The following is a 23,260-nucleotide window of genomic DNA, read 5'->3' as shown; positions in this document are numbered from 1 at the left end:
GGAAAGGCGGGTCAGATCAACCCTGAAGCGACGAAAGGTTGACCGCCGAGTACTTGCCTCGTCGATCGACCTCGATGTCGAACTCCACACGGTCGCCTTCGTTCAGACCCGGCAGGCCCGAACGCTCGACAGCGCTGATGTGAACGAATGCGTCCGGCTGGCCGTCATCACGGGTGATGAAGCCGAAGCCCTTCATGGAATTGAAGAACTTGACCGTGCCGCTGGCACGCTCACCGGTGAGCTGACGCTGCGGAGCGGGCTCGCGCTTCTCGACGGCGATGACTTCGCCAACGACCGAAAGCTCGGCCGCCGAAATCTTGCCGCCGCGATCGACGAGCTGGAACTGCAGCTGCTGACCTTCGGCCAGACCTTCAAGGCCTGCACGCTCGACCGCGCTGATGTGAACGAACACATCGTCGCCGCCTTCATCGCGCTGGATGAAGCCGAAGCCCTTGGCTGCGTTGAAGAACTTGACGACGCCAGTACCTTCGCCGACGACCTGGCCGGGCATGCCGCCACCGCCGCCACCACGCGGGCCGCCGCCGAAGCCGCCGCCACGCGAACCACCGCCGAAGCCGCCACCGCCGCCGCCGAAGCCGCCACCGCGCGAGCCGCCGCCGAAGCCGCCGCCACCACCGCCGTAGCCGCCACCGCCGCCGAAGCGGTCACCACCGCCCCCGAAACGGTCACCACCGCCGCCGAAGCGATCCTGTCCGGCATAGAACGGATCGAACTCGTTCTCTCCAAACTGATCTCGTTTATCGCGTCCCCTTCCGCGACGACCTTTGTCAAAACTCATGTCTACGAACGTACCTTCGCTCCGCCCCAGATTCATTCCCCCGAGCGCGTGGACGTGGCGCGTCGGGCACAGCACTGCGCCGCGCCAAAAGCGCAGCAAACAGTCCTTCAATTCGCGACCTTACACCACTCAAAGTCCGTTGGCGAACACAAATACGCAGGACATCAGCGGAATCGGCGAGATTCAGTTGCGATCATTCCATTTTGCACTTGCCTGATCTTGCCGGAAGGTCTTCTACCGCGACACAACCTGCCAATGGCACCTTTCATCGTGCCCTTGGCGCAGCACCGAAGGGTCGCCCATGTTCCGCAAAATCACCGATTCCGTCTTCGCCAGTCCGCAGATCGACGTTGATGCGGTGGCTGAGGCCAGCCGACTCGGGATCGTGCGAATCATTAACAACCGCCCCGAGGGCGAAAGCGAAGACCAGACGCCGGGCGAGAGCATCGAAGCTGCCGCCCGCGCCGCCGGGATCGATTACATCGCGATTCCGGTCGGCCATTCCGGCTTCAGCCAGGGACAGGTCGAAGCCATGGATGCCGCACTCGATGCGGAAGGGCCGGTGCTGGCCTACTGCCGCTCGGGCACCCGCTCGACCCTGCTCTGGGCACTGGCCTCGGCCCGCGCGGGCGACGCGCCGGACGTGATCGCCGCCCGCGCCGCTGAGGCCGGGTACGACGTCACCCCGATTCGCGCGCTGATCGACATGCTCGCGGCGGGCCACGGGTAATCGACCGAGCCGAAACTGGCACGCCAGAGGGGCATGCCCTGCTGAACGCCTGATCGCCGCATTCCAAAAGGCCTCCAGACAGAGCATGTCTGGAGGCCTTTTTGTGCTCGCGGCACGCTTATATCCCCTGCAAGACCCAAGAAAAAAGGGCCGAAGCTTGCGCCTCGGCCCGATAAGTCTGTGTTCGCAGGAGGAACATGGTTTGGCGGGAACCGTTGGGAGAAGAGGAGAGAGGAAACCCTTGCCCCCGCCAATTCGGTAAAAACTCAGTTGTAGGCGCGCTCGCCGTGCTCGCCGATGTCGAGACCTTCGAGCTCGACCTCTTCGCTGACGCGCAGGCCAGTGATGAGCTTGGCAATGGTGATCGCGATCACGGTGCCGATGGTCGAGATGACGATGGTGGCGACGACGGCTTCGACCTGCACCAGCAGCTGGTGGCCGATCACGAAGTCCGGCTTGCCGGGGCCACCGAACATCGGGGCGTAGACAATGCCGGTGCCGACTGCGCCGATCATGCCGCCGATGCCGTGGACACCGAAAGCATCGAGCGCGTCGTCATAGCCGAGCTTGGGCTTGAGCTTGCTGACCGCGAAGAAGCAGACGATCGAGGCGACGGCGCCCAGAATGATCGCGCCGAACGGGCCAGAGTTGCCAGCGGCGGGGTGACGGCGACGAGACCGGCGACGATACCCGAGCACAGGCCCAGAGCCGAACCCTTGTGCCCTGCCAGACGCTCGGCGAGCATCCAGAACAGACCGGCCGAAGCGGTGGCGACGAAAGTGTTGATCATGGCAAGGCTGGCAGCGCCGTTGGCGGCAAGCGCCGAGCCTGCGTTGAAGCCGAACCAGCCCACCCACAGCAGACCGGTGCCGACGCCGGTCAGCGTCAGCGAGTGCGGCGCCATCGGCTCATGCGGGTAGCCCTTGCGCTTGCCGAGCATGATCGCGGCCACCAGCGCCGAGACACCGGCGTTGATGTGGACGACCGTACCACCGGCGTAGTCAAGCGCGCCGAGACCGAAGAAGTAGCCGGTCGGTGCCCAGACCATGTGCGCGATCGGGAAGTAGACGATGGTCAGCCAGACCAGCGCGAAGACCATGACGGCCGAGAACTTCATGCGCTCGACAGTCGAACCCAGAACCAGCGCGATGGTGATCGCGGCGAAGGTCATCTGGAAGCAGGCGAAGACGTATTCAGGGATCGTGCCCGAAACCGAGTCCGGCGTGACACCCTTCATGAAGGCCTTGCCGAAGCCCGCGACGAAAGCGTTGCCGCCGTCACCGAAGGCCATCGAATAGCCGTAGATCACCCAGATCAGCATGGCGAAGCACGCCACGGCGCCGATCTGCGTCATCGTCGAGAGCATGTTCTTCGAGCGGGTCAGACCGCCGTAGAACAGGGCGAGACCAGGAACGATCATCATGAGAACGAGGAGCGTCGACGTCATCATCCAGGCGGTGTCACCGCTGTTGATGGTCGGCGTCGCGGCGGCCTGCGCCGAGGCGGGCATGGCGACAGCCAGAGACGCACCCAGTGCGCCGGCGCCGCTCAGAAGCTTGCGAAACATCGTGGAAATCCCTCCGAAAGCGCGGATCAGAGCGCGGTGTCGCCCGACTCGCCGGTGCGGATGCGCACGGCCGAGGCGAGGTCGAGGACAAAGATCTTGCCATCGCCGATGGCTTCGGTGCTGGCGACCTGCTGGATCGTCTCGACGATCTTGGGCGCCAGATCGTCCGGCGCGGCGACCTCGATCTTCACCTTGGGCAGCATGTTCGTGGAGTATTCCGCTCCGCGATAGATTTCCGTCTGCCCCTTCTGACGTCCGAAGCCCTTGACCTCGGAGACCGTCATGCCCGCTACGCCGATCGCGCCCAGGGCCTCTCGGACCTCGTCGAGCTTGAAGGGCTTGATGATGGCGATGATGAACTTCATCCCATTCCCCCATGAAGAACCGACCCCAGCGTCGGTCAAATTGAGGAATGCAAACAGCGTGCCAATTTACAATCCGGTAAGGATATGGAGGATTCGGACAAAGTTCCCGCATCCGGTCGCGCGAAAAACTCAATTCATCGCCCGATTCGCGAGCACACTGCCTATTTTTTAGGCAGAGAAAGTGTCGCATGGACGGGCAGATGGTCCGATCCTGTCGCCGATAGCGCCGTTCTGTGAACGTTCGTTGTCATCACACCCCATTCCGGCGAAACAATGATGCGATCGAGCTGGGCCATCGGGCGGCGCGACGGAAAACTGCGCCCCGGCGCCAACACCTGCCACGGCGCTGCAAATTCCCGCAGCGAACCTCCCGCCTGCGACCACTCGTTGAGATCGCCCATCATCACGGTGGGGCAACGGGCAGCGCAGCCGTCAACATGCGCCAGCACGCTGCGGATCTGATGTCGGCGGCGCAGGCCCGAAAGATCGAGATGCATGCCAATGGCGCGGAACCGGCGCCCGTCCTTTTCAAGCTCGGCACAGATCGCCCCGCGCGGCTCCAGCACCGGCAGCGGCACCGCCTGCGCCTCGATCAGGGTGATGCCCCGCCGCACGAGGATCGCGTTGCCGTGCCAGCCAAGGCTGTCAGGCTTCATCGACAGCGGCACCGGCTCATAGGCCGTGGTCGCATGGATCATGTCGAGCGGCAGCACGCTCATGCGCCGACCATAGCGCCGGTCGACCTCCTGCAGCGCCACGACATCGGCATCGATCTCGCGCAGGATCGAGAGGATGCGCTCGGGATCGCGGCGCCGGTCGATGCCGACGGCCTTGTGGATATTGTAGCTGGCGAAGGTGATCTGCATGGCAGCCCGGCGGGGTGGAGAGGACGGGACGGAGATGCCCCTGCCAGAGCAAACCGCGAGCGTCGCTCCGGTTCCCTCTGTCGCTCTCTCTACCCCCGCTTTCGCGCCGTTAAGTCGGCCTCAGCGCTCCTTGGTGGCGCTGAAGGCGAGATCGGGATTACGTTCCTGCTGGTAGCTGACGTCCCAGGCCGAGCGGGCCATGAACACCGGATCGCCATCGCGATCGCGCGCGAGGTTCATCTTGTTGAACTCCGCGAAGTCCTTGAGCGCCTTGTCGTCACCCTTGAGCCAGCGCGCGGTATCGAAGGGGGAGGCTTCGAGCACCGCCTCGACCTTGTACTCCGCCTCAAGCCGCGAGATCAGCACGTCGAGCTGGAGCTGGCCGACGACACCGACCACCCACTGCGAGCCGATCTCCGGGTAGAACACCTGAATCACGCCCTCTTCGGACAGATCGTCGAGCGCCTTGCGAAGCTGCTTGGTCTTGGTCGGGTCCTTGAGCTGGACACGACGCAGGATTTCCGGCGCAAAGTTGGGCAGGCCGGTGAAGCGGACCTGGTTCTTTTCCGACAGGGTATCGCCCACGCGCAAGGTGCCGTGGTTGGGAATGCCGATGATATCGCCGGGCTCTGCGTTGTCGGCGATCTCGCGATCCTGCGCGAAGAACAGAATCGGCGAGTGGACCGCGATCGGCTTGCCCAGCCCCGAGGGCGTCAGCTTCATGCCGCGCTTGAAAGTGCCCGAGACCAGCCGCATGAAGGCGATACGGTCCCGGTGCATCGGGTCCATGTTGGCCTGCACCTTGAAGATGAAGCCGGTGACTTCCTTCTCCTCGGGCTCGACCGGGCCGGTGTCGCTGGGCTGCGCGCGCGGCGGCGGCGAAAACTTCGAGATCGCGTCGATCAGCTCGGCCACGCCGAAGTTCTTGAGCGCGGAGCCGAAATAGACCGGCGTCAGATCGCCGCCGAGATAGGCGTCGAGATCGAACTCGGGATAGCCCGCCTGCGCCAGTTCCAGTTCGTCGGCGACTTCGGCAGGCAGCGTCGCGCCTTCGTCCACCTTGCCGAGGAACTCCTTAGAGGCACCTTCGGGACGGCTGACCCGGCCCGATGCGATGTCGAGAATGCCCTCGAAAATGCCGCCCATGCCGACCGGCCAGGACATCGGGCACACGTCGAGCGCCAGCTTGTCCGCCACTTCGTCGAGAATGTCGAAGCACGGGCGGCCTTCGCGGTCGACTTTGTTGATGAAGGTGATGATCGGCAGCGAGCGCAGGCGGCAGACCTCGAACAGCTTGCGCGTCTGCGGCTCGATACCCTTGGCCGCGTCGATCACCATGATCGCCGAATCGACGGCGGTGAGCGTGCGATAGGTGTCTTCCGAGAAGTCCTCGTGCCCCGGCGTATCGAGCAGGTTGAACGTCACGGTCGAACCGTCGGCGTTGGTCTTCTCGAACGTCATGACCGAACTGGTCACGGAGATGCCGCGCTGCTGCTCGATCTTCATCCAGTCCGAGCGCGCACGCCGGGCCGCGCCACGCGCCTTGACCTGTCCGGCCAGGTGGATGGCGCCGCCCTGCAGCAGCAGCTTCTCGGTCAGCGTGGTCTTGCCCGCGTCCGGGTGCGAGATGATCGCGAATGTGCGACGGGAATTGGTCATCGGCGCGCATTACCGGCGCGCGCGCGGATTTCATAGCCTGTTGTTGGCGCGCGGGAGAGACAGCCTCCCCCGCAGCACCACATCCGCAGATCAGCCTACGCGCGCGACCTGGAAGCCCGCGAACGATTGGCTGACCGGCATCAGTTCCAGCGTGTTGATGTTGAGGTGCGGCGGCAGCGTCGCCACCCACAGGATCGTCTCGGCGATATCGTCACCGGTCATCGGGTTGGAGCCGCCATAGAGCGCATCCGAAGCCGCCTGGCTGCCGCCGGTGCGGATCAGCGTGAACTCGGTCTCGACCATGCCCGGCTCGATCGAGGTGACGCGCACACCGGTGCCGTGCAGGTCCGAACGCAGGCCGAGGCTGAACTGGTGGACGAAAGCCTTGGTGCCGCCGTAGACGTTGCCGCCGGTGTAGGGATAGGTCGCGGCGGTCGAGGCGAGATTGACGATCGCCCCCTTGCGTTCGATCAGGCCCGGCAGCAGCTTGTGGGTAAGCGAGACCAGTGCGGTCACGTTGGTGTCGATCATCGTCTTCCAGTTGTCGACGCTGGCCTGCTGCGCCGGTTCGGTGCCGAGCGCGAGCCCGGCATTGTTTACCAGACAGTCGATCGCGGCGAACTCGGCGGGAAGCGACGCCAGCGCGGCATCGCGCGCGGCTTCATCGCGCACGTCGAAAACGAGCGCATGGACCTTGTCGGCGCCCAGATCGGTGACCAGCGCCTCAAGCCGATCGGCACGGCGGCCGGTGGTCACGACGCGCCAGCCCGCCTTCACGAATGCACGCACGCAGGCTTCGCCGATTCCGGCGGTTCCGCCGGTCACAAGTGCGGTCTTCATGGGCAATCTCCTTGGCTAGTTTGCGAATAGGAATGAAAGGCGCGCGGGGGATCAGTCGGCGGGCAGCACCGTCACGTCCATGCGGAAGCCGCGCGAGGCACCCGGTGCGAGTTCGACCACGCCCGGCTTCTCGCGGAAATCGCCCGCGAAGCCGACCGGATCGGCATGGCCCTGCCAGGGCTCGACGCAAAGATAGGCCGCGCCCGGCTTCTGCCAGATGCCCAGCATCGGCGTCTCGGGAAAAGCGATGGCGAGTTGCGTGCCACCCGGCGCTCCAAACGTCAGCGCGCGGCTGGCGAGATCGTCCCAGATCAGCGCGTCGGCCTCGAACAGTTCGGACGTCGGCGTGAAGGTGTGGCCTTCGACAGGCGTGGGAATGGTCTCGGGCAGCAGCAGGCCGGACTTGAGATCGACCGCGCGGATCGGCTGCGGCTCGCTCTGGTCAAAGGCGATCGCGTGGTCGGCCTTGGCCGCGCCGCCGGGCAGCGGCCAGGCAAACGCGGGATGGAAGCCGAAGCTGAACGGCAGCGCGCCCTCGCCGGGATTGGTCACGGTGCCGGTCATCGACAGGCGCGCACCGTCGAGCTCAAAGGCCATCTCCAGCGCGAAGGCGAACGGATAGACCCCGCGCGTCTCGGCACTGTCGGACAGGCGGAAACGCGCGACGCCCTCGCCCGCCTCGATCACCTCGAAGCGCGAATGGCGCGCGAAGCCGTGCTTGGAAAGGCCGTATTCCTGCCCGTCGAGGCGATAGCGGTTGCCGTTCAGCGCGCCGACGATGGGAAACAGCACCGGCGCGTGTCCGGTCCAGAAGGCCGGGTCCGCATCGGTCATGTACTCACGGCCCTGACGATCGGTGAGCGACCACAGTTCCGCACCCAGGGGATTGATCCGGGCGGAAAGATCGCCGGAGGTGATGGTCACGAAGTCCTTGTCAATCACCGGCGATCGTCTCCATTTCCAGAACGGCATCCGGGATTACCCCCGCAGGGTCGCCCCGAGCTTGGCGGCGGCGGCCACAACCTTGTCGGACACCGCCTTGATGTCCTCGTCCTTGTAGGTCTTCTCGACCGGCTGGAGCGTGACTTCGAGCGCCAGCGACTTGTGCCCCTCGGGCACGCCTGCCCCACGGAAATCGTCGAACAGGCGCGCGGCGACGATGTTGGCCTTGTCGGCACCCTGCACCGCCCGAACCAGATCGCCTGCCGCCAGATGGACCGGCGCGAGGAACGCGAAGTCGCGCGTCACCGCCTGCAGCGCGGGCGGCGCATAAGCGGTGCGGGCAAAGGTAGCGGCACCCTTCTTGGCCGGGATCGCGTCGAGGAACACCTCGACCATCGCCACCGGACCGTCGATATCGAACAGCTTGGCGGTCGCCGGATGCAGCATGCCGAAGCGCGCCAGCACCGACTTGGGCCCGAGGCGCAGCGTGGCCGACTGGCCGGGATGGAACTGAGTACCTGCCTCGCCCATCACCATCAGGCGATCGACCGGTGCGCCTGCCTCGGCCAGCAGCGCGAGCGCCTCTGCCTTGGCATCGAAGGCATCGAAGGCAACGGCCTTGCCGGTCGCCCAGCCGCGCGGCGTCTTCTCGCCTGCGAGCACGACGCCCAGCGTCACGCGCTCGTCGCTCGCGCCGCCCTTGCCGCGCAAGTAACGACGGCCCAGCTCGAACAGGCGCAGGCTGGACGCCCCGCGATCGAGATTGCGGCGCGCGGCGGACAGCAGCCCCGGCAGCAGCGAGGGACGCATGGCCTTCAGGTCTTCGCTGATCGGGTTGGCCAGCACCCAGAGCGCATCCTCGCCCCGGAACGCCTCGGCCTCGGCCTCGGGCAGGAACGACCAGGTGACGGCCTCGTTCAACCCGCGCGCAGCAGCGGCGCGGCGCAGGCGGCGCTCCAGCATCTGCGCAGGCGTCGCGGTGGGACGCGCCACGCCATCGGCACGCGGCAGAGCCACGCTCTCCACCTTGTCGAGCCCGTGGATGCGCACGACTTCCTCGACCAGATCGGGCGCGCCATCGACGTCCGGGCGCCAGCCCGGCACGGTGACAGCCCAATCACTGTCGAAACCGGCCTCGCTCGCCACGACCGAGAAGCCCAGCGATTCGAGAATGCGCTGCTGCTCGGCAGGGGCGACGGTCACGCCGCCCAGACGCTGTGTCAGCGCCGGATCGAAGTGGACGATCTTGGGCGTTGCAGGCGCAGCCCCGGCGCGCACGACTTCGGACGCCTCGCCGCCGCAGGTCTCGACGACCAGCGCGGTCAGCAGGTCCATCGCGGTATCGAGGAACGCCGGATCGACGCCGCGCTCGAAACGACCGCGCGCGTCGGAGGTGAGGTTGAGCTTGCGGCCCGCCCTGGCGATGCGCTCGGGATCGAAGTAGGCGATCTCCAGCAGCACGTCGCGGGTCTCCGCCGAGCAACCCGAGTGCTCGCCGCCCATCACGCCTGCCACGCCGTGGATCTCGGCATCGTCGGCAATGACGGTGATCTCGCCATCGAGCGTGTAGGTCTTCTCGTTCAGCAGCGTGGCCGTCTCGCCGTCGCGGGCGCGGCGGGCGACCAGCGCGCCGGTCAGCTTGGCAAGGTCATAGGCATGCGCCGGGCGGCCGTAGCCGAGCGAGAGGTAGTTGGTCACGTCCACCAGCGCCGAGATCGGGCGCTGTCCGGCGGCGATCAGCACATCCTGAAGCCACTGTGGCGAAGCGCCGTTGGTGACGCCGCGCACGACCCGGCCATAGAGCGCAGGTGCGCCTTCGGCGTCCTCGGTGCGCACGTCGACGGGGCTGGTGAAGCTTGCCGAAACCGGTGCGAAAGCGATGGGCTTCAACGTGCCGAGGCCTGCCGCCGCAAGGTCGCGGGCGATGCCGTAGACGCCCATGCAGTCCGGGCGGTTGGGGGTGATCGCCACTTCGATCACCGGGCTGGCGCCGTGATACTGCGCGAAGGGCGTGCCGATGGGCGCGTCCTCGGGCAGTTCGATGATGCCGTCGTGATCCTCGCCCAGTTCCAGTTCGCGGGTCGAGCACATCATGCCGTTGGATTCGACACCGCGGATCGCGCTCTTGCGCAGCACCATGCCGTTCGCGGGCACGCTCGCGCCGGGCAGGCCGAGCACGCCGACAAGGCCCGCACGCGCATTGGGCGCACCGCAGACGACCTGCAAGGGCGCGCCCTCACCGGTATCGACGCTGAGCACCTGCAGCTTGTCCGCATCCGGGTGACGCGCGGCGGTAAGCACACGGGCGATGCGGAAGCCTTCGAGCTTCGCAGCGGGGTCTTCCACGCCTTCGACTTCGAGGCCGATGGCGTTGAGCGTATCGCAGATCTGCTGCAGGCCGGCCTCGGTATCGAGGTAGCGCGCGAGCCACGAGAGAGAGAATTTCATGTCCGTCGTATCCTTGTCGCGCGTCAGGCCGGGGTGCCGACACCGCCCGAGAGGGTCGGCACGTCGAGCGCGGAGAAACCGTAGTGGTTGAGCCAGCGATGATCGCCGTCGAAGAAGGCGCGCAGATCGTCCATGCCGTATTTCAGCATGGCGAGGCGATCGACGCCGATGCCGAAGGCGAAGCCCTGCCACTGTTCGGGGTCGAGGCCGCCGAACTCGACGACGCGGCGGTTGACCATGCCGCTGCCGAGCACTTCCATCCAGCCGCCCTCACCCTTGGACGGATCGCCGCCGACCACGCGCTTGCCGTTGATGAGCGTATAGCCGATGTCGACTTCGATCGAGGGTTCGGTGAACGGGAAGTAGCTGGGGCGCAGGCGCAGGACGATGTCCTCGCGCTCGAAGAAGGCCTTGAGGAAGGTCTCCAGCGTCCACTTCAGGTGACCGAGATGTACGTCCTTGTCGATCACCAGACCTTCGACCTGATGGAACATCGGCGTGTGCGTGGCATCGCTGTCCGAGCGATAGACGCGGCCCGGCGCGATGATGCGAAGCGGCGCACCCTGCGCCAGCATCGTGCGCATCTGCACCGGCGAGGTGTGCGTGCGCAGCAGCATCTCGCGGCCCGCCTCATCACGGTCCGGGAAATAGAACGTGTCGTGCATCGCGCGCGCCGGATGGCTTTCGGGCATGTTGAGCGCGGTGAAGTTGTGCCAGTCGTCCTCGATCTCGGGACCGGAGGCGACGGCAAAGCCCATGTCGGCGAAGATTTCGGCCAGTTCGTCCATCACCTGCGCGATGGGGTGGACCGAGCCGCGCGGGGCCTCGGGCGCGGGCAGCGAGAGGTCCACGGTCTCAGCGGCGAGACGCGCTTCGAGCGCGGCGCTTTCCAGCGCGTCCTTGCGGGCGGTCAGCGCGTTGCTGACCTCTTCGCGCAGGCCCTGGATCTTGGGCCCTTCGACCTTGCGGGCCTCGGGATCGAGCTTGCCCAGCGTCTTGAGCAGGCCCGAAATCGAACCCTGCTTGCCCAGAAACTCGACCCGCAGCGCCTCGAGCGTTTCGAGATCGGTGGCCGCGACGATGCGCGCGATCGCCTCCTGGCCGGTTGCTGCGTAATCCATGGGTGTCTGCCTGGCTGGTTGTTCAAAAGGATCGGAAGGCCGGTCCTTAGAAAGGATGCCGCCAAAGCGCAAACGGCAAGACGCGTTTGCGAAGCCCGATCAGAAGCGCAGCGCCCGATCAGAACCGCGCGGCCAGCCGCGCCCGCTCGCGCAGCACAGCCCCGCTGATCGGGTGCGGCTGCTGGGCATATTCGCGCGGGGTCATGCCCATGAACTCGCGGAAGTCGCGCACGAAATGCGCCTGATCGTGATAGGCCGCATCGATGGCGCCGATCCAGCGCCCGGACGGATCGACCGAAAAGTCGACCAGACTGCGCACGAAGCGCGCACGGCGCAGCAGCATCTTGGGCGAGAATCCGAAACAGCGCAGCGCCAGCCGCTCGATGCTACGCTTGGCGATGCCCAGCCGTTCGGCCAGCATGTCCACGCTGTCCACCGTCGGATCGGCGAGCGCGGCCTGCATCGCCTCGATCGCTCCGGCCTGCGGCTCGCTCTGCTGCGCCATGGTCTCGAAGAAAGTGACGATGCGCTCCAGCTCTCCCGGCGCATCCGAGGCCTGTCCGTAGATTGCCGAGCGCAGCGGGCGAAAGGGGGCGAAGACCGGGTCCGCCATGCCATCGGCCATGCGGTTGGCATAGTCCGCCGCAGATACCCCGATGAAGCTTGCCCAGCCCAGCGGCGTCAGCGCGACCGTCCACTGGCGATAGCTGCCGAGCCGGAACCGCACATCGTTCATCAGCGGGCCGACCACGACGAAATCACAATCGGCCAGATGGCCGCCATTGCGCATCCAGCCCTCGCCGCGAAGACCGAGATTGAAGCGCAGGGTCGCAAGGTCCGGGAAAAGCACATCCTCGATCATGCCGCCATGCTCGACAACGACGTCGGACAGCACGAATTCGGCCACGAACGGTCGCAGGCTCGCAGGGCCTGGAAAGCTGCGAATACTGACCCGGTAATCGGGCGCGACCGTCATCCCCGTTATTCCCCTTATCTTTCAGGAAGATATGGTGATATTTCTTGTTTTTGACAATGAAAAAGGCGCCAGAGAGGACCTCTGACGCCTTAATCTATTTCGCTCATGTACTCAGGAGCAAGCCCCGAGTATCGATTAAAGTCCTGTAACCAGCACTTCAACCGTTCGGCCGGTTCAGGCCGGAAGAGCAGCCTTCGCCTGTGCGATCACAGTCGAGAACACGCCGCCTTCGTTCATGGCGAGGTCCGCCATGGTCTTGCGGTCGAGTTCGATGCCGGCCAGCTTAACGCCGTGCATGAACTGCGAGTAGGTCAGGCCTTCGTTGCGAACGGCAGCGTTGATGCGCTGGATCCACAGGGCGCGGAAGGTGCGCTTCTTAACCTTGCGGTCGCGATAGGCGTACTGGCCGGCCTTTTCGACGGCCTGACGGGCAACGCGGATGGTATTCTTGCGACGGCCACGGTAACCCTTGGCCTGGTCCAGAATACGCTTGTGCTTGGCGCGGGTGGTTACACCCCTCTTGATACGGCTCATAGTCTAGCGCTCCTCAGTTCAGCCCGTAGGGCGCCCACTTCTTGATCGTCTTTGCATCGGCGTCGGAAATGACGTCGGTGCCGCGATTCTGGCGGATGTACTTGCCGTTGTGGCTCATGAGGCGGTGGCGCTTGCCAGCCACACCATGCTTGATCTTGCCAGTGGCAGTGAGCTTGAAGCGCTTCTTGACGCCGCTCTTGGTCTTCAGCTTGGGCATTTTTGTCTCCTGTTCAGGGACACGTCCAACCAGCCCTGGCAGCCCTTTTCGCCAGGCGGGCCATGAATTGCGTGTCTATGAAGGGCGCGCCCATAAGGGGGTCTGCGGGCAAAAGCAAGAGATTCGCTGGAGCACCGCGATTGTCGGCGCCGCGATCAGCGGAATGCACGATGCCCGGTCAGATCGAGCCAGCGCCGGAAATCGCCGCTTGGCACCGGCCTTGCCCTCGCAGGCAGTTGGCGATCCCATCGCCACGCCTGCGCGGCGACAAGCGCACCGCCTGCCCTCGCCCGCACCATAGTCCGGCGATAATCGCGCCCTTCGTAGCGATCGAGACGCGCGAGATCGTTCGCAGCGAGATCGAGCGTCAACAGCGCGCCCGCAATCGCGGCATCGGCGGCGGCAACCCCGGCCGGATACCAGCCGCGAGGATCGGGGATGGCATATAGCCGCCCCGGCACGGTGGCTGCGACGCTCTCGACCGTCCGCCCGGCCAGCCAGCGCGCCATCGGCGTATCGGCTTGCGGTTGCAGCGTGCCATAGACGAAAAGCCGTCGCCGCAGCACGATGACCAGAACCTCAGTGGTGGTGGCAGGCCAGCGCCTCGACCACGTCTTCCAGACGCGCGGGATCGCCCATCGCCAGAACATGCCCGTCGCTGTCGGCGTTGAGCGGCTCGCCGTTCCAGTCGCACATCGTGCCGCCCGCGCCTTCGACCACCGGCACCAGCGCCGCCCAGTCGTGCAGCTTGAGCCCGGCCTCGCAGACCACGTCGAGATGACCGCTCGCCAGCAGTCCGTAGTTATAGCAGTCACCACCCATCACCATGCGCTTGTGATCGGTCTTGGCGGCCAGTGCCATGAAGTGCTCGCCCTGGTGATTGTCGAAATAGTGCGGCCCGGTGGTCGCCAGCATCGCCTGCGACAGCTCGCGGCAGGGGCGCGTGCGGATCGGGCGATCGTTGAAGGTCGTCTCGCGCCCGGTAGCCCCGATCCAGCGTTCGCGCAGGATCGGCTGGTCGATCACGCCCAGAACCGGCCAGCCATCGACGAGCAGCGCGATCAGCGTGCCGAAGATCGGCCGCCCGGCGATGAACGAGACCGTGCCATCGATGGGATCGAGCACCCAGGTCCGGCCCGAGGTGCCCTCCTCGGTGCCGAACTCCTCACCGATGATGCCGTCGCGCGGGAATTCCGCTTTGATGATCCGGCGCATCGCCTCTTCGGCAGCGCGGTCCGCCAGCGTGACCGGCGAGGCATCGCCCTTGGTCTCAATCGGAACGCTGTTGCGGAAATGCGGGCGAATCGCATCGCCGGCGGCATCGGCAAGGCGGCGGGCGAGGGCGAGTTCGGCGTCGATCTTCATGCCCTGTGCTCTGCGCCGGACACCACGCCATGGTCAACCCCTACGGCAGATGGCCCTACGGCAGATGGCGCCAAAGCGAGATTTACCATCGAACCTGTAAGAAAATGCAGCCGCAACCAATGCTTCTCGGCACATTTCCCTAATTGCCCGCAAGGAAAGGGTTTTCTATCTTATGTGTTCCGCGGTAACATAGCGGGTCGCAAAAGACGGAATCAGGGGAATGCAGCATAAGCGCTCACCGGCGCTCGATAGCCAGATCGAGCCGGTTCAAGGAGTTACGCGAGACGGCCAGCCGATCTCCTATAACCGGGCCCCGGCGCCCGACCTTGAGCCCTACGTCGGGCGCTTCTATGTGACCAAGGTCGATATGCCGGCCGATTACACGCTGTCCTGCGGTCTGCTCAACGACGTGTCGTGCGTCCGCATCCAGCTCGCGGGAGACTGGGCGGCGGAAACGGCAGACGGGCCTCTCACGGCAAGGCGCGAGGCGATGTTCTTCGGCCCGCAGCGCCGCAAGATGCCGATCAGCGTCACCGGCAGCTTCATCAGTGTGGGCATCCATCTTCGCCCCGGTGCCTGCGCCGCGCTGGGCACGCCCCTGCCGCCCGACACGCTGGACCGCATCCGCCCGACCGATGCCTCGACCGTAGACCCCGAAGCGATCATCGCCGCGCTCACGCCCGATGGCTCGCCCGAGGACTGGATCACCACGATCGAGGACCATCTGCGCAAGGCCGTCGCACGGGCTGGCGGCAAACTGCCCGATCCGGTCACGGTCGCTTTCGAGGAACTGGCCTTCGTCAACCCGACGATGACGGTCGCCGAAGCTGCGGAGCGCTGCGGGGTGGAGCGACGCAAGCTGGAGCGGGTGATCGCGCGCGATTTCGGGCTGTCCCCCAAGAAGGTGCTGCGCCGGGCCCGCGCGCTCGACATGGCGAGCCACTTGCGCGGCGTCGCCGACGAGGCCGAGGGCGAGGCCATCGTGCTGCGCTATTACGATGAAAGCCACCTGATCCGCGAGTTCACCGAACTGTTCGGCATGTCGCCGCGCCATTTCGTCGCCACACCGCAACCGATCATGACGCTGGCGCTGGAATCGCGTCAGGCGCATCGGCTCGAAGCGCTCAAGCGCCTGCAACCGGGCGAAAGTCGTCCCTGGGAGCGCTGAGCGCGCTCCCAGAGGCGGAATAGAATCAGTCGAACAGGCTGGAGACCGAGCTTTCGTCGGCAATGCGGCGGATCGCCTCGCCGATCAGCGGCGCGATGGTCAGCACTCGGATCTTGTCCGAAGCCTTGACCGCATCGGTCGCCTGGATCGAATCGGTGATGACCAGTTCCTTGAGCGCCGAGTTGGTGACGCGGCTGACCGCAGCGCCCGAAAGCACGCCGTGGGTGATGTAGGCGGTGACGCTGGCGGCGCCCTCGTCCATCAGTGCCTGCGCTGCGTTGCACAGCGTGCCGCCCGAATCGATGATGTCGTCGATCAGGATGCAGGCGCGGCCCTTCACATCGCCGATGATGTTCATGACTTCCGACTGGCCGGGCTTGTCGCGGCGCTTGTCGACGATCGCCAGCGGGGCGTTGTCAAGGCGCTTGGCGAGGGCGCGGGCGCGAACCACACCGCCGACGTCGGGCGAGACCACCATCAGCGACTGGTCGCCGTAGCGGGCCTGGATGTCGGCGGCCATGACCGGCGCTGCGAACAGGTTGTCGGTCGGGATGTCGAAGAAGCCCTGGATCTGTCCGGCATGGAGGTCCGCCGACAGGACGCGATCGGCGCCCGCCTCGGTGATCAGGTTGGCGACCAGCTTGGCCGAGATCGGCGTGCGCGGGCCGGGCTTGCGGTCCTGACGGGCATAGCCGAAGTACGGCACGACAGCGGTGATGCGGCGTGCCGAGGCCCGGCGCAGCGCGTCGATGCAGATCAGCAGTTCCATCAGGTTGTCGTTCGCGGGGTAGTTCGTCGGCTGGACGATGAACACGTCCTCGCCACGCACGTTCTCGTGGATTTCGACGAAGACTTCCTCGTCGGCGAAACGACGCACGCTGGCATCGGTCAACGGCAGTTCCAGATAGGCCGCGATCGCACGCGCGAGCGGCAGGTTGCTGTTGCCTGACATGATCTTCATGGCGATTCCCCGACTAGAGCATTTTCTAATCAGGCGGAAATCGCCTGATGACCCGGAAAATGCGATAAACCAAAATCGTAGAGCCGTTGAGCCGACACAGTCGGACCGGAAACGGCTCCACGCCCGACCGCCCGCCGGACGCGCACGCCTCTAGCCATGAGTCACGGGATTGCAATAGTGAACCCGCGGTTTTTCGATGGTGGGAGGCGGGCGAACGCCTCCGGCCCCGCTCAGTAGCGGTGCTCGCCCCGGATCCAGCGAACCGTGCCCGAACTGGCGCGCATGACCACGCTCTCGGTCGTCATCTTCCCGCCTTTCAGGCGCTTGACCCCGCCCAGCAGCGTGCCGTGCGTGACGCCGGTCGCCGCGAAGATGCAGTCCCCGCGCGCCAGATCGGTCAGCGCATAGATCCGGTCGAGATCCTCGATACCGGATTGCCGCGCGCGCAGACGCTCATCCTCGTTGCGGAACAGCAACCGGCCTTCCATCTGCCCGCCGACGCAGCGCAATGCCGCCGCCGCCAGCACGCCTTCAGGGGCGCCGCCGCTGCCCATGTACATGTCGACCGTGGTTTCCTCGTCGGTCACGGCGATCACCCCGGCGATATCGCCATCGGGGATCAGCTGGACCCCGCAGCCCACCTCGCGCAGTTCGGCGATCAGCGCCTCGTGCCGGGGGCGGTCGAGCACGCAGACCAGAATCTCTTCGGCGGGCACGCCCTTCGCCTCCGCCAGCGCGCGCACGTTCTCGGTCGGCGTGCGGCTGAGGCTGACGACACCTTCGGGATAGCCCGGCCCGACGGCGATCTTCTCCATATAGACGTCCGGCGCGTTGAGCAGAGCGCCCTCTTCCGCCGCCGCCAGCACCGCCAGCGAGTTCGGCCCGGACTTGGCCGCGATCGTCGTGCCTTCCAGCGGATCGAGCGCGATATCGATCCTCGGCCCCTTGCCGGGCGCGCCGCCCACCTTCTCGCCCACATAGAGCACGGGCGCTTCGCCCTGAGCGCCCTCCCCGATCACGACAGTGCCGTCCATGTAGAGATCGTCGAGCGCCTGGCGCATCGCCTCGGCGGCAGCGGCATCCGCGGCCCGCTCATCGCCCCGGCCGACCAGCCCGGAAGCAGCAATCGCCGCCGCCTCCGTAACCCGCACCATTTCGAGAACCAGAATGCGGTCCAGCACGTTACTGGCAGCAACCGACCTATCGGGACTTGCAGAAGTCGGGTTGCCGGGCATGTTCTCTCCAGTTTATGCCATGGAAACAAAGTGGGTGTGACTTAGACAGAGGACATGTAGTTGTCGAGACGAAGGACTGCCTACCTGGGCGCCGCCGCACTGGTTATCGCAACGATGATCCAGCCCGCGTTCGGGCAGGAAAACCAGACCGTCCAGCAGGCGGACAGCGCCGTTGCCCAGAATTTGCTGAGCGGCTCGCTCGTCCCCAAGACCTCGCGCGAACGCTGCTCCGAACCGGGGCGGCCGGGGGAGATCATCGTCTGTGCACCGGATAAGGACAAGTATCGCATTCCCTCGACGACGGACGAGGATCCGACCGGAAAGAAAGGCACGGATGACGGGCAGCTTCACGCCCCCAACGTCAGCGGCCTGCCCGATTGCAGCAAGCGCGGCTCGTGCATCGGCATCGGCAAGACGCCCGAGCCGGTCTATATGATCGATCTGAAATCCATCCCTCAGGCCCCTGCGGATTCCGATGCCGACAAGATTGCCCGTGGCGAGATGAAAGTGCCCTGAGGGCCATCAGCCTTTGCCGTCCAAACAGAAAGGGGCGCGGGATCTTCGGACCCCGCGCCCCTTTTCTTGGTCGGTCAAACCGGCGATCAGCCGACGATCTGCATCACCAGCGGCTTGCCGCTCAGGCTGTCCGAGCCATCGAGGATGCGCAGCGCCTCGTTGACAGCACTCTCCGGCCCTTCGTGCGTGACGATGGCGATCAGCACTTCGCCCGCATCGGAGCGGTTCTGCTGGATCAGGCTCTCGATCGAAACCCCGGCATCGCGCATCGCCGCCGTGATATCGGCCAGCACGCCCGGACGATCGGGCACGGTGAAGCGGATGTACGAGCGGCCCTGTCGGTGGCCGGAATCGGCGGGCTCCATTGCCCCCAACTCGCCTGCGGGCATCGAGAACGCCGCGCCCTTCTCACCACGCGCGATATCGATGATGTCGGCCACCACGGCGCTCGCCGTCGGCCCGTCACCGGCGCCGGCGCCCTGAAACAGCAGGCGGCCCATAAAGTTGCCCTCGGCGACGACCGCGTTGGTCGCGCCGTCGACGTGGGCCAGCGGGTGGTCGAGCGGGACCAGATGCGGGCGCACGCGCTGGAACAGGCGCGGAGTGCCGCCGGTCGCGTCCAGCTCGGCCATGCCGATCAGGCGGATCACATAACCCAGCGAATGCGCCTGCGCGATATCGGCGGGACGCACGCGCGAGATCCCCATGGTCTCCACCGCATCGAAGCGCAGCCGCGAACCGAAGGCGATCGCCGCCAGGATCGAGAGCTTGTGCGCGGCATCGATACCCTCGACATCGAAGGTCGGATCGGCTTCGGCATAGCCCAGCTTCTGCGCCTCGCCGAGCACTTCGGCGAAGCTGCGCCCGGTGTCTTCCATGGTCGAGAGGATGTAATTGCAGGTGCCGTTGAGAATGCCGTAGACGCGCTCGATCTCGTTGGCAGCGGCACCTTCGCTCAGCCCCTTGATCACCGGGATGCCGCCTGCGACCGCCGCCTCGAACTTGAGCGCGACGCCCTGCGCCTCGGCAGCGGACGCAAGCTCCAGACCGTGATGCGCGATCATCGCCTTGTTCGCCGTCACCAGCGACTTGCCCGCCGCGATCGCCTGACGCGCGAGGCTGAGCGCCGGACCGTCCGAGCCGCCGACCATCTCGACCACCACGTCCACATCGTCGCGCGCGGCCAGCGCCGCCGAATCGTCGACCCATTCATAGGGCGACAGATCGACGCCGCGATCCTTGGTACGGTCGCGCGCGCTGACGGCGGTAATGCGAATCGGCCTGCGGGCACGCCGCGAAATGAGATCGGCATTGGTCTCGATAAGACGGACGACTCCGGCCCCGACAGTGCCGAGCCCGGCCAGCGCGATATGCAACGGTTCTGACATGAATAACCCTTTCGGCTGCGCGCCTAGGCGAGACAGCCGCAAAATTCCAGAGGCAACGCGTGCAGAGCAAGATTCATGCTCTGCACTACGTCCTGCGTGTTGCGATCAGTGCAGGTTCCGGCGACACGGTCCAAGCTGCTGGAGCACGAAGCGATAGTCGGCATCGGCCTGCGCCTGCGCATCGCCGGGGTCCGACACATTGACGCCGGGCGCCAGCGTGCGCGGCAGGAAACAGGCGAGACGATACCATTCCACCGTCTCGGGCTGCGGCGGATGGCTGAGGTCGGCGGTCAGTTCCGAGAACGACACCCCCAGCTGGCCGGGACGCCCGGCTCGTGGTGGACCGTGATCGAGGCTGCCGAATTGTTCGCTGTCTTGAGGAACATCTGCGTCTCACCCTGCCCGGCAAGGTTGCCCGGCACGTACATGATCTCGCGCACGCCCTCGATCTTCACCGGGGCGTTGGGAGAGACCAGCGTGGTCAGGATCTGGCGAACGCGGGCATCGGCCTCGGGGCTCCACATCTGCTGGGCGGTGGGCGTCACCAGCTGGAGTTCGCCGGGACGCCCCGGCACCGCGCGGGCGAACAGCAGCACGTCGCGCTTCTTGATGTTGTCCGGCTTGCCGCGTTCGTTCAGCGGCAGATCGACCAGATAGGCGACCTGCGCGCCCAGCGGCGCGGAGCCGACCAGCAGGGCCACCGTCTGCGCCTGCACGTAGAAGCGGCCATATCCCGGCGCGAGGCCCGGCGCCCGCGCATCGTCCACCCGCGCGATCTTGCGGACCTGGGCATGCACGACCATGCCCGCCGAATCGGCAAGCCCGGCGACATCCGCGAATGTCGGCCCCGATGCTGCGATAGCGGATTCGGGCGCGCCGACCGTCTGGGCCTGAAGGGCACCGCCGGTTACTGTCAATCCCAGCCCAAGGGCGATGAGATTCGGCAGAATCAGACGGCTTGCGCCCAGGGGCAGACAGCGCGTGTTGGAGGGCATCCTAATCAAACTCCTTGAGTATTCTACAGACCGTCAAACACGGCCTGCGCGCACCGGAAAACCCCGTCAAGTCCTTGCTTGGCGACCTGAATCGCACGTTAACAGCCCCTCTGTGGATAAGGCGTTGCGCGCATGGGGCATCCTCGCTAAGAATTGTGCCAAACGGGGTGGAAATACAACAATTGCCCCGCGGTTCGCCTCACCATGGCTTCGCATCTTTGGAGGGGCAGACTGTTCAGCCGTCAGGGTGGGTAAAATGAGTTTCGTCATGGCGCTCGTCTGTGCGAGTGTCCGTGGACGCCCTCGGCTTGTCCGGGGCATGGTTAATGGAGTGATGCGTTTGAATGGCTTACGCTGACCAGCAAATGAGCGGTAGCAAGGTTACCGCGCTTGTCATTGTGGCGCTGATCCACGTGCTCGTAGGGTATGCCCTCGTCACGGGGCTTGCCTATACGGCGCTGCAGAAGGTCGCCCAGAAGGTGACGGCCGTGGATATTTCGGAGCCGCCTCCGCCGCCTCCGCCGCCACCGCCGCCGCCGCCCAAGGAGCAGCCGAAGACACCGCCGCCGCCGACGGCTCCGCCGATCGTGGCACCGCCGCCGCCGATCAACATCGCGCCGACGCCGCCTCCGGTGGCCGTTGTCGCCAAGGCCCCGCCCCCGGCGCCGGTCAGCGTGATCGCGGCTCCTCCGGGACCGCCCGCACCTCCGGCTCCGCCCGCGCCTTCCAAGGCACGTGGCGCGACCCCCAAGGGTCAGAGCAGCTGGGCCGCGCGTATTCAGGATGCCTATCCGCCCCGTGCGGCGCGTGAAGAGCGCGAAGGCCGCGTGGGCCTGAAGGTCACCATCGGACCGGACGGTCGTGTCTCGTCCTGCACGGTGACCGCATCGAGCGGCAGCCCGGATCTCGATTCGGCAGCTTGCGACGGTATGAGCCGCTACGCGCGCTTCAACCCCGCGCTTGACGATGCCGGCAGCCCGACCTCGGGCGGTTACTCCACGGCCATCGTCTACAAGCTCCAGTAAGTTACCCAAGTTTACCGGGTCCGGGCATCCAAGGGATTGTAACCGGACCGCACCCTGCATTCTTCTTGAGAGGTAAATCGCATGCTTATCGTGGATATTCTTGCCGCTGCCGGAGAGGCCGCGCCGCAGAACAAGTTCGGTTTCGTTGAAGCTGTCCAGGCCGGTGGCTTCATCTCGTACGCCACCGTCATCATCATGGGCGTGATGTCGTTCGGCTCGTTCTACATCCTGTTCACCAAGTGGTTCGAGCAGGGCAAGATCATGCGCCAGTACCGCGAAGTCCGCAGCTCGTTCTGGCGTGCGCCCACGCTGCGCGAAGGCGTGACCAAGATGGAGAAGAACACCGCCTGGCGTCAGATCGTCGAGGACGGCATCGCCGCTGAAGACCAGCACTCGAAGATGACCGACGCTCTCGAAGGTCATGAGTGGCTGCACGGCTCGCTGGCCCGTTCGGAAGCCTCGATCAACGCTCGCCTCGCTGGCGGCCTGCCCTTCCTCGCCACCGTCGGCGCGACCGCACCGTTCATCGGTCTGTTCGGTACCGTCGTCGGCATCTACCGCGCGCTGATCGCCATCGGTCTCGCCGGTTCGGCCTCGATCGACAAGGTTGCCGGCCCCGTCGGTGAATCGCTGATCATGACCGCACTCGGCCTGATCGTCGCCGTTCCCGCCGTTCTCGCCTACAACTACCTGCAGAGCCGCAACAAGCGCATCGCCGAGCTGCTGACCGGCTTCTCGACCGACGTGCTCGCGAACATCACCTCGAAGGGCGTCGTCAAGCCGTCCGTCCCGGCTGCCCCGGCAAAGGTTGCTCCGAAGCCCGCAGCGGCTCCGGCGAAGCCCGGCTCGACCCCGGCAAAGTCGTAAGGCCGACCCGGGGGCCGGGGATGGAGCAAGGCTCCACGAACCGGCCCCACGGGAAGGAAGCGACGGCTCTCCATGCATGCGGAGCCGTCGCCCTCTCCCGAGGCAACGCAAGGATTAGGATAAGACTATGGCGATTTCCACGGGCGGGGGCGGTGCCGAAACACCGATGTCCGACATCAACACGACGCCACTCGTTGACGTCATGCTGGTGCTTCTGATCATCTTCCTCATCGCCGTTCCGGTCGCGATTCAGACCATCCAGAAGCTGCACATTCCGATCATCAAGTCCGTCGAATCGAAGGACAAGAACGAGAATCTGCTGCTGACGGTATCGACCACGGACGACTCCGGTCGCAGCGCAGGCGACCCCGGATTCGAGGGTGCATCGCGCAACGGCCAGTGCCGCGTCTACATCAACAACATCGTTCCGGTGACTTCGGACGAGCTGCAGAAGCAGGCGTTCGATCGCCTCGATGCTATCGTCAAGGCCGCTGGCGGCCCCGAGGCCCTCAAGGATGATCCCGAGCGGATTCCGCAGGTTCAGATCCGCGGCGACGTACAGGCCCCCTGGCGCTGCGTCGCAGGTGCGATCTACAACGTTCAGCTCGCCGGTTATCCGACCGTCGGCTTCGTTTCGAACCCGGTCGATCCGAACGGCTGAGCCCGCAGGACGGAA

The 23,260-nt window shown here is 65.6% G+C and carries 24 protein-coding genes and 1 pseudogene; 6 read left to right on the top strand and 19 right to left on the bottom strand.

Going from position 1 to position 23,260, the window contains the following annotated elements:
- Positions 1-16: 16 nt before the first annotated feature.
- A complete protein-coding gene (locus tag CI805_RS20830; RefSeq protein ID WP_313958522.1) occupies positions 17-799 on the bottom strand; it encodes a cold-shock protein in 783 nt (260 codons plus the stop codon).
- A 301-nt stretch (positions 800-1,100) separates the two neighbouring features.
- On the opposite strand from CI805_RS20830, the gene CI805_RS03925 reads away from it, so the two are divergent.
- Positions 1,101-1,529, top strand: a complete 429-nt coding sequence (locus CI805_RS03925) for a TIGR01244 family sulfur transferase (protein ID WP_260926441.1) — start codon at positions 1,101-1,103, stop codon at positions 1,527-1,529.
- A 266-nt stretch (positions 1,530-1,795) separates the two neighbouring features.
- Here CI805_RS03925 and CI805_RS03920 read toward each other — a convergent pair.
- From CI805_RS03920 to hisN, 13 genes and pseudogenes are all read right to left on the bottom strand, one after another.
- A pseudogene (locus CI805_RS03920) lies at positions 1,796-3,096 on the bottom strand (ammonium transporter).
- A gap of 26 nt (positions 3,097-3,122) precedes the next feature.
- The gene (locus CI805_RS03915; protein ID WP_054442177.1) at positions 3,123-3,461 is read right to left on the bottom strand and encodes a P-II family nitrogen regulator; all 339 of its coding nucleotides are present in this window, start codon (positions 3,459-3,461) and stop codon (positions 3,123-3,125) included.
- A gap of 161 nt (positions 3,462-3,622) precedes the next feature.
- Positions 3,623-4,327: an endonuclease/exonuclease/phosphatase family protein gene (locus CI805_RS03910; RefSeq protein WP_260926440.1), complete on the bottom strand. Its 705-nt coding sequence runs from the start codon at positions 4,325-4,327 to the stop codon at positions 3,623-3,625.
- 120 nt (positions 4,328-4,447) lie between these two features.
- The gene (locus CI805_RS03905) at positions 4,448-5,986 is read right to left on the bottom strand and encodes a peptide chain release factor 3 (protein WP_260926439.1); all 1,539 of its coding nucleotides are present in this window, start codon (positions 5,984-5,986) and stop codon (positions 4,448-4,450) included.
- A 90-nt stretch (positions 5,987-6,076) separates the two neighbouring features.
- Complete coding sequence (locus CI805_RS03900; RefSeq protein WP_260926438.1) at positions 6,077-6,826, bottom strand: SDR family NAD(P)-dependent oxidoreductase; 750 nt, start codon at positions 6,824-6,826, stop codon at positions 6,077-6,079.
- Between the two features lie 51 nt (positions 6,827-6,877).
- The gene (locus CI805_RS03895; protein ID WP_260926436.1) at positions 6,878-7,798 is read right to left on the bottom strand and encodes an aldose 1-epimerase family protein; all 921 of its coding nucleotides are present in this window, start codon (positions 7,796-7,798) and stop codon (positions 6,878-6,880) included.
- 6 nt (positions 7,799-7,804) lie between these two features.
- A complete protein-coding gene (gene pheT, locus CI805_RS03890; protein WP_260926434.1) occupies positions 7,805-10,216 on the bottom strand; it encodes a phenylalanine--tRNA ligase subunit beta in 2,412 nt (803 codons plus the stop codon).
- A gap of 23 nt (positions 10,217-10,239) precedes the next feature.
- Entirely contained in the window at positions 10,240-11,337 is a 1,098-nt protein-coding gene (gene pheS, locus CI805_RS03885; RefSeq protein WP_260926432.1) for a phenylalanine--tRNA ligase subunit alpha, read from the bottom strand.
- Between the two features lie 118 nt (positions 11,338-11,455).
- Positions 11,456-12,313 carry an AraC family transcriptional regulator gene (locus tag CI805_RS03880; RefSeq protein WP_260926431.1) on the bottom strand — a complete coding sequence of 286 codons (858 nt, stop codon included), beginning with the start codon at positions 12,311-12,313 and terminating at the stop codon, positions 11,456-11,458.
- A gap of 174 nt (positions 12,314-12,487) precedes the next feature.
- Complete coding sequence (rplT, locus tag CI805_RS03875) at positions 12,488-12,847, bottom strand: 50S ribosomal protein L20 (RefSeq protein ID WP_260926430.1); 360 nt, start codon at positions 12,845-12,847, stop codon at positions 12,488-12,490.
- A gap of 13 nt (positions 12,848-12,860) precedes the next feature.
- Positions 12,861-13,064, bottom strand: a complete 204-nt coding sequence (gene rpmI, locus CI805_RS03870) for a 50S ribosomal protein L35 (RefSeq protein WP_260926429.1) — start codon at positions 13,062-13,064, stop codon at positions 12,861-12,863.
- 155 nt (positions 13,065-13,219) lie between these two features.
- Positions 13,220-13,714: a gamma-glutamylcyclotransferase gene (locus CI805_RS03865; protein ID WP_260926427.1), complete on the bottom strand. Its 495-nt coding sequence runs from the start codon at positions 13,712-13,714 to the stop codon at positions 13,220-13,222.
- Entirely contained in the window at positions 13,644-14,429 is a 786-nt protein-coding gene (hisN, locus tag CI805_RS03860) for a histidinol-phosphatase (RefSeq protein ID WP_260926426.1), read from the bottom strand. Before hisN ends, CI805_RS03865 begins: the two co-directional genes overlap by 71 nt.
- A gap of 220 nt (positions 14,430-14,649) precedes the next feature.
- Here hisN and CI805_RS03855 point away from each other — a divergent pair, with 220 nt between their 5' ends.
- Positions 14,650-15,597 carry a helix-turn-helix domain-containing protein gene (locus tag CI805_RS03855; RefSeq protein WP_260926425.1) on the top strand — a complete coding sequence of 316 codons (948 nt, stop codon included), beginning with the start codon at positions 14,650-14,652 and terminating at the stop codon, positions 15,595-15,597.
- A gap of 25 nt (positions 15,598-15,622) precedes the next feature.
- Here the strand turns inward: CI805_RS03855 and CI805_RS03850 are convergent, their stop codons facing one another.
- Both CI805_RS03850 and glpX read right to left on the bottom strand, forming a co-directional pair.
- A complete protein-coding gene (locus CI805_RS03850; RefSeq protein ID WP_260926424.1) occupies positions 15,623-16,558 on the bottom strand; it encodes a ribose-phosphate pyrophosphokinase in 936 nt (311 codons plus the stop codon).
- A 230-nt stretch (positions 16,559-16,788) separates the two neighbouring features.
- On the bottom strand, positions 16,789-17,793 hold the full coding sequence (gene glpX / locus CI805_RS03845; protein WP_260926423.1) for a class II fructose-bisphosphatase: 1,005 nt from the start codon (positions 17,791-17,793) through the stop codon (positions 16,789-16,791).
- 114 nt (positions 17,794-17,907) lie between these two features.
- Between glpX and CI805_RS03840 the strand changes: the two genes are divergently transcribed.
- Positions 17,908-18,309, top strand: a complete 402-nt coding sequence (locus tag CI805_RS03840) for a hypothetical protein (protein ID WP_260926422.1) — start codon at positions 17,908-17,910, stop codon at positions 18,307-18,309.
- 86 nt (positions 18,310-18,395) lie between these two features.
- Here CI805_RS03840 and CI805_RS03835 read toward each other — a convergent pair whose 3' ends face one another.
- The 3 genes from CI805_RS03835 to CI805_RS03825 form a co-directional block, all read right to left on the bottom strand.
- Positions 18,396-19,697, bottom strand: a complete 1,302-nt coding sequence (locus CI805_RS03835; protein WP_260926420.1) for a homoserine dehydrogenase — start codon at positions 19,695-19,697, stop codon at positions 18,396-18,398.
- Positions 19,698-19,802: 105 nt separating this feature from the next.
- Positions 19,803-20,006: a hypothetical protein gene (locus tag CI805_RS03830; RefSeq protein ID WP_260926418.1), complete on the bottom strand. Its 204-nt coding sequence runs from the start codon at positions 20,004-20,006 to the stop codon at positions 19,803-19,805.
- Positions 19,988-20,692 (bottom strand): hypothetical protein, encoded by a 705-nt coding sequence (locus CI805_RS03825; RefSeq protein WP_260926416.1) that lies wholly within the window; start codon positions 20,690-20,692, stop codon positions 19,988-19,990. The genes CI805_RS03830 and CI805_RS03825 overlap by 19 nt, the downstream gene beginning before the upstream one ends.
- A 344-nt stretch (positions 20,693-21,036) precedes the next feature.
- On the opposite strand from CI805_RS03825, the gene CI805_RS03820 reads away from it, so the two are divergent.
- The 3 genes from CI805_RS03820 to CI805_RS03810 all read left to right on the top strand — a co-directional run bounded on the left by CI805_RS03820 (position 21,037) and on the right by CI805_RS03810 (position 23,245).
- Positions 21,037-21,717, top strand: coding sequence for an energy transducer TonB (locus CI805_RS03820; RefSeq protein ID WP_260926414.1), 681 nt, complete (start codon positions 21,037-21,039; stop codon positions 21,715-21,717).
- Between the two features lie 81 nt (positions 21,718-21,798).
- Positions 21,799-22,584 (top strand): MotA/TolQ/ExbB proton channel family protein, encoded by a 786-nt coding sequence (locus CI805_RS03815; protein WP_260926413.1) that lies wholly within the window; start codon positions 21,799-21,801, stop codon positions 22,582-22,584.
- A gap of 127 nt (positions 22,585-22,711) precedes the next feature.
- Positions 22,712-23,245 (top strand): ExbD/TolR family protein, encoded by a 534-nt coding sequence (locus CI805_RS03810; protein WP_260926412.1) that lies wholly within the window; start codon positions 22,712-22,714, stop codon positions 23,243-23,245.
- The last annotated feature ends 15 nt before the right edge of the window (positions 23,246-23,260 follow it).

This window comes from Novosphingobium sp. 9, from assembly GCF_025340265.1.
In the GTDB taxonomy this organism is placed as follows: domain Bacteria; phylum Pseudomonadota; class Alphaproteobacteria; order Sphingomonadales; family Sphingomonadaceae; genus Novosphingobium.
Note: the sequence above shows the minus strand (reverse complement) of the source record. Positions and strands in the feature narration are given on the sequence as shown.